We start from the raw sequence: 5,979 nt of genomic DNA on the forward strand, positions 1-5,979 counted from the left end.
GTGGCGGCCCGAGCTGGCCGGGGCGCTGGCCGCGCTGCGTCGCCCCGACGGCGCGACCGACCTGCCGCCCGGGTTCGACCCGCGTTCCCGGCGGCTGTTCGCCCGCGCCGCCGTGCTCGACCGGGTGCTCGCGCTGGCCGGCGAGAGCGCGCCCGGCGGGGCGATCAACAACCATGAGGCGCAGCAGCGCGACGCGGCGCTGCGCCCGCTCACCACCGCCTGCCGGCAGGCGCTGGTCGCCGCCTGCAACGCCCCGCTGCGCCCCTGACCGCACCCGGTCGGGCCGCCGGACCGGTACGGGTCAGATCTCGTCGATCAGGTCGAGCACCGACTCGACGATGCGTGACGGCCGGTACGGGTAGCGTTCCGTCTCGGCCCGGGTGCTGATCCCGGTGAGCACCAGGATCGTCTCCAGCCCCGCCTCCAGGCCGCACAGGATGTCGGTGTCCATCCGGTCACCGATCATCGCGGTGCTCTCCGAGTGGGCGTTGATGGTGTTCAGCGCCGAGCGCATCATCATCGGGTTCGGTTTGCCGACGAAGTACGGCTCCACCCCGGTCGCCTTCGAGATCATCGCGGCGACCGACCCGGCGGCGGGCAGCGCACCCTCCACCGACGGGCCGGTGACGTCCGGGTTGGTGCAGATGAACCGCGCCCCGTCGTTGATCAGCCGGACCGCCTTGGTGATCGCCTCGAAGCTGTAGGTGCGGGTCTCGCCCAGCACCACGTAGTCCGGGGCGAAGTCGGTCAGCACGTAACCGACGGCGTGCAGCGCGGTGGTCAGCCCCGCCTCCCCGATCACGTACGCGGTGCCGCCCGGCCGCTGGTCGGCGAGGAACTGGGCGGTGGCCAGCGCCGCCGTCCAGATCGCCTCCTCGGGCACCTCGAAACCCATCCGGGTCAGCCGGGCCTGGAGGTCACGCGGGGTGTAGATGGAGTTGTTGGTGAGCACCAGGAAGGGCTTGCCGGAGGCCCGGAGCCGGTTGACGAACTCCGGCGCGCCGGGCACCGGCTGGCCCTCGTGCACCAGCACGCCGTCCATGTCGGTGAGCCAGCTCTGCACCGGCTTGCGGTCAAGCATCTGTCGTCCCAAGGGGGTGTCGGGGAGGGCGGGTCGTCGGCATCAGGGGCGGCGGGCGGCCGGCACGCAGCACGGGGTGGGGCAGGTGTCCCACATCGGCAGCTCACCGAGGCGGCGGCGCGACCCCGGCCCGTCGGGCGTGGTGCGTTCGGCCACCAGTTCGCGCACCATCGCCACGAACCTCGGGTCGGTGCCGGGGGTGCCTGCCCGGACGAAGTCCAGGCCGAGCTGCTTGGCCGTCTCGGACGCCTCGGTGTCGAGGTCCCAGACCACCTCCAGGTGGTCCGAGACGAACCCGATCGGGCTGACCACCACCCCGGTCACCCCCTGCCCGGCGAGGGCGGTCAGGTGGTCGTTGACGTCCGGCTCCAGCCACGGCACCCGGGGCGGACCGGAACGGCTCTGCCAGACCAGGTCGTACGGCAGGTCGGGCGCGGCGGCGGCGTGCACCAGGCGGGCGGTCTCCGCCAGCTGCGCGGTGTACCGGCCGCCGTGCGGGCCGGCGGTGGCCGCCGCCGAGGTGGGGATGGAGTGCGCGGTGAAGACCAGCCGGGTGGTGTCCCGCCGGGCCGGGTCGAGCTGGGCCAGCGCCGAGCGCACCGCGTCGGCGTGCGGCTCGACGAAGCCCGGGTGGTCCCAGAACTGGCGCAGCTTGTCGATCACCGGGGCGTCCGGGCCGACGGCGGCCCGCGCGGCGGCGATGTCCTCCTGGTACTGCCGGCAGGACGAGTAGCCGCCGTACGCGCTGGTGACGAACGCCAGCGCGCGGGTGATCCCGTCGTCGCGCAGCTGCGCCACGGTGTCGGCGAGCATCGGGTGCCAGTTCCGGTTGCCCCAGTAGACGGGCAGGTCGACCCCGTGGGCGGCGAGATCCGCCCGGATCGCGGCGAGCAGCTCACGGCACTGCTGGTTGATCGGGGAGACCCCGCCGAAGTGCAGGTAGTGCTCGGCGACCTCGGCCAGCCGCTCGGGCGGCACCCCCCGCCCCCGGGTCACGTTCTCCAGGAAGGGCAGCACGTCCTCGGGCCGCTCCGGGCCACCGAAGGAGACCAGCACCAATGCGTCGTACGACATGGGGTCATTCTCCCCCGGGGTCGGCGACGGCCCGACGACGGCCCCTGGTCCCGCAGGTTACGGAAGGGGCCCCGGGCGGGGCCCCTTCCGCGCGGCTCAGGCGCCCAGCGCGTGGTAGCCGCCGTCGACGTGGACGATCTCGCCGGTGGTGGCCGGGAACCAGTCCGACATCAGGGCCAGGCAGGCCCGGGCGGCCGGCTCCTGGTCGGTGAGGCTCCAGCCGAGCGGGGCCCGCTCGGCCCACGCCTGCTCGAACTGCTCGAAGCCGGGGATGGACTTCGCGGCCATCGTGCGCAGCGGCCCGGCGGCGACCAGGTTGCTGCGGATGCCCTGCTTGCCCAGGTGCAGGGCGAGGTAGCGGGAGGCGGACTCCAGCCCGGCCTTGGCCACCCCCATCCAGTCGTAGACCGGCCACGCCTTGGTGGCGTCGAAGGTGAGCCCGACCACCGAGCCGCCCGGCGACATCAGCGGCAGCGCCGCCATGGCCAGCGACTTGTAGGAGTACGTGGAGACCTGCAACGCGGTCGCCACGTCCTCCCAGGGGGCGTCGAGGAAGCCGCCGCCGAGGCAGCTCTGCGGGGCGAAGCCGATCGAGTGGACCACCCCGTCGAGGCCGTCGACGTGCTCGCGTACCTGGTCGGCGAGGCCGGCGAGCTGCTCCGGGCTGGTCACGTCCAGCTCGATGATCGGCGCCGGCTGGGGCAGCCGCCGGGCGATCCGCTCGACCAGCGAGAGCCGGCCGTAGCCGGTGAGCACGACCTGGGCGCCGTTGTCCTGGGCGAGCTTCGCCACCGAGAAGGCGATCGAGGCGTCGGTGATGACGCCGGTGACGAGCAGCCGCTTACCGGCGAGCAGTCCTGACATGTGTTGGCTTCCTCCGTACGTTCTCAGTGACCCATGCCGAGGCCGCCGTCGACCGGGATGACGGCGCCGGAGATGTAGCCGGCGGCGTCCGAGGCGAGCCAGGTGACCACCCCGGCGACCTCGTCCGGCGCGGCGAACCGCCCGGCCGGGATGACCTTGCGGTACTCGGTGCGGCGCTCCTCGGGCAGCGCGGCGGTCATCTCGGTGTCGATGAAGCCCGGGGCGACGACGTTCGCGGTGATGTTGCGGCTGCCCAGCTCCCGGGTGATCGACCGGGCCACCCCGACCAGGCCGGCCTTGCTGGCCGCGTAGTTGACCTGGCCGGCGCCGCCGTAGAGCCCGATAACCGACGAGATGAAGATCATCCGCCCCCACTTGGCGCGGAGCATCTTGGACGAGGCCCGCTTGGCGCAACGGAAGGCACCGGTGAGGTTGGTGTCGAGCACCCCGGTGAACTGCTCCTCGGACATCCGCATCAGCAGCGTGTCGTCGGTGATGCCGGCGTTGGCGACCAGCACCTCGACCGGGCCCAGCTCGGCCTCGACGGTGGTGAAGGCGGCGTCGACGGAAGCGGAGTCGGTGACGTCGCACTTGACGCCGAAGAGTCCCTCCGGCGCGTCGCCGCTGCGGTGCGTGACCGCGACCCGGTCGCCCTGCTTGGCGAACGCCTGCGCGATGGCCAGTCCGATCCCCCGGTTGCCGCCGGTCACCAGCACGGTACGGGCCACGGGTCCCCCTTCGGTTCCGCTGATCATTCCGGTCGGAGCCTAGGCGTTACCGACAGGTAACCGCTAACGGTGCGCCACCGTCCCCCGGCGCGGCGGCCGGGACGGCTCACCGAGGGGTCGGCGCGACCACCCTCCGGGAGCGGGTCGCCACCGTCCGACGCGGGGACGGCCGAATACGTGGTGCGGGTGTCCCCGTTGTACGATGATCGGCGTCCGCGAGCCGAATGCGACTCGCGTTTCTGGCCCCGCCGACCGCAGGAGGTGATCGCTGTGCGAGATAGCGATCCTCCCAGTCGTGGCCGGGCCGTCCGTCAGCCCCGCTGAGCCACGACTCAGTCGGTAGAGCTGACCCAGCTCCCGCTCCCCCCGTCACCGCCCGCTTCCGGCCCCGGCCGGCGGACCGGTCGGTGGTGCCGTCCCGCGCCGGGACGCCCCGGTGGAGCAGCCCGGTCACGACTTCGTGTGCGCGCCCTGACCAACCCCTGCGGTCCCGCCCGCCCCGCGGACCGTCCAGTCGCCACCCGGAGCCGTTCATGAGCCGCTACGTCGCCCCGCTGGGCTTCACCCTCGCCGCCGTCTGGGTGGCCGTCGTGTTCGTCCTGGCCGGCGGCGGTCACTGACCCGCCACCGGCCACCACGCCGACCCGCGCACCGCGCACCGGCGTCCACCGCCGGGACACCCCGGACCCGGATCACCGCACCCGGGACGTCCGGGATGCCTGGCACCGCACCCCGGGACGTCCGCGCCGGCCTCACAGCATCCGGGACGTCCAGAGCAGGCTCAGCCCGCCCGCGCAGAGCGCCAGCAGCAGCGCCACCCCCGCGTACCACTGGGTGATCTCGCGGGGCTCGGTGCGGAACCCGATCGACGAGCCCATGTCCTGGTAGACCTGCTTCAGCTCGGCCACCGAGGCCGCCTCGTAGAAGTAGCCCTCGGTGGTCTCGGCGAGCTGGGCCAGCGCCAGCCGGTCCACCGGCACCCGCTGCAACTGACCACCGATGTCGACCTGCCCCGAGTCGGTGCCGAACGCGATGGTCGAGACCGGCACGTTCGCCGCCTGCGACGCCGCCGCAGCCTCCTCCACCGACCGGCCCGAGGTGCGGAACCCGTCGGAGAGCAGCACGATCCGGGCCGGCGGGATCCCGGCCGCGCCGTCGGCCGGGACCGACCGGATCGCCTCCAGGCAGGTGAAGACCGCCTCGCCGGTGGCGGTCGCCTCGGCCAGGGTCAGCCCGTCGATCGCCGCCGTCACCGCGGCCCGGTCCTTGGTGGGCGCCACCAGCACGTTCGCCGCCTTGGCGAACGAGACCAGCCCCAGGTTGTAGCTGGCCGGCAGCTCACCGACGAACTGCTTCGCCGCCTCCTGGGCCGCCTCCAACCGGTTCGGCGACACGTCGTCGGCCTGCATCGACAGCGACACGTCGATGGCGAGCATCACGGTGGCCCGCTCCAGCGGCTCCTGGGTGTCGATCGCCGGCCGGGCCATCCCGGTGGCCAGCGCCACCATCGCCAGCAGCAGCGTGGTCGCCGCCGCGTGCCGCCGCCAGCCCAACCCCTTCGGCGCGAGGGTACGCAGCAGGTCCACGTTGGTGAACCGCATCGCGTACGCCCGGCGGTGGCGCTGCCGCCAGACGTAGGCGGCGGCCAGGGCCAGCACCGGCACCAGAGCCAGCAGCCACCACGGTTGCATGAAACGGATCATCGCGTCGTCCCCCGGGTGCGGGCGTGCCGCTGGGCGGCCACGAATCGCACCATGTCCAGCAGCCAGTCTCGGTCGGTACGCAACATCAGGTGCCCGGCGCCGGCGGCGCGCAGCTCGGCGGCGATCGCGCCGCGCTGGGCGGCGGCCGCCTCGGCGTAGCGGCGGCGCAGCCGTGGGTCGGCGGTCTGCACCTCGTGCAGCTCCCCGGTCTCCGGGTCCACCACCGGCAGCACCCCCACGTCGGGCAGTTCCAGCTCGCGCGGGTCGACCACCTCGATGGCCAGCACGTCGTGCCGGACCCGCAGCTTACGCAGCGGCCGGCCCCACTGCTCGGGCGGCGCGAGGAAGTCCGAGATCACCACGGCCAGGCCCCGTCGGCGCGGCGGCCGGTTGAGCAGGTCCACAAGCGCGCCCAGGTCGCCACGGCCGGGTCGCAGCGGGGTGTGCGCCACCGCGCGCAACAGCGCCTGCGCCTCCCGCCGGCCGGACCGCGCCGGCCCGCACCCGGCCGACCGCCGCGCCCGCCTGC

5 protein-coding genes and 2 pseudogenes are annotated in these 5,979 nt (G+C 73.7%); 1 reads left to right on the forward strand and 6 read right to left on the reverse strand.

Annotated features, from left to right (window positions below):
* Positions 1–268: pseudogene (locus H1A17_RS33030) on the forward strand (hypothetical protein); the annotation flags it as partial.
* 33 nt (positions 269–301) lie between these two features.
* Here H1A17_RS33030 and H1A17_RS33035 read toward each other — a convergent pair.
* The 6 genes and pseudogenes from H1A17_RS33035 to H1A17_RS33060 form a co-directional block, all read right to left on the reverse strand.
* On the reverse strand, positions 302–1,081 hold the full coding sequence (locus H1A17_RS33035; RefSeq protein WP_145920803.1) for an HAD-IIA family hydrolase: 780 nt from the start codon (positions 1,079–1,081) through the stop codon (positions 302–304).
* A gap of 42 nt (positions 1,082–1,123) precedes the next feature.
* Positions 1,124–2,155, reverse strand: a complete 1,032-nt coding sequence (locus tag H1A17_RS33040) for a ferrochelatase (protein WP_145920804.1) — start codon at positions 2,153–2,155, stop codon at positions 1,124–1,126.
* A gap of 96 nt (positions 2,156–2,251) precedes the next feature.
* Positions 2,252–3,019 (reverse strand): enoyl-ACP reductase FabI, encoded by a 768-nt coding sequence (gene fabI, locus H1A17_RS33045; RefSeq protein WP_145920805.1) that lies wholly within the window; start codon positions 3,017–3,019, stop codon positions 2,252–2,254.
* 23 nt (positions 3,020–3,042) lie between these two features.
* The gene (gene fabG, locus H1A17_RS33050) at positions 3,043–3,747 is read right to left on the reverse strand and encodes a beta-ketoacyl-ACP reductase (RefSeq protein ID WP_145920806.1); all 705 of its coding nucleotides are present in this window, start codon (positions 3,745–3,747) and stop codon (positions 3,043–3,045) included.
* Between the two features lie 752 nt (positions 3,748–4,499).
* Positions 4,500–5,450 (reverse strand): VWA domain-containing protein, encoded by a 951-nt coding sequence (locus H1A17_RS33055; RefSeq protein ID WP_145920808.1) that lies wholly within the window; start codon positions 5,448–5,450, stop codon positions 4,500–4,502.
* Positions 5,447–5,979: pseudogene (locus H1A17_RS33060) on the reverse strand (DUF58 domain-containing protein); the annotation flags it as partial. The gene H1A17_RS33055 and the pseudogene H1A17_RS33060, both read right to left, overlap by 4 nt.

It is taken from the genome of Micromonospora sp. S-DT3-3-22 (assembly GCF_015354745.1).
Lineage (GTDB): Bacteria > Actinomycetota > Actinomycetes > Mycobacteriales > Micromonosporaceae > Micromonospora > Micromonospora wenchangensis.

Coding starts and splice junctions, on each gene's coding strand:
- H1A17_RS33035 (WP_145920803.1), bottom strand. CDS start 1,081: ATGCTTGACCGCAAGCCGGTGCAGAGCTGGCTCACCGACATGGACGGC.
- H1A17_RS33040 (WP_145920804.1), bottom strand. CDS start 2,155: ATGTCGTACGACGCATTGGTGCTGGTCTCCTTCGGTGGCCCGGAGCGG.
- fabI (WP_145920805.1), bottom strand. CDS start 3,019: ATGTCAGGACTGCTCGCCGGTAAGCGGCTGCTCGTCACCGGCGTCATC.
- H1A17_RS33055 (WP_145920808.1), bottom strand. CDS start 5,450: ATGATCCGTTTCATGCAACCGTGGTGGCTGCTGGCTCTGGTGCCGGTG.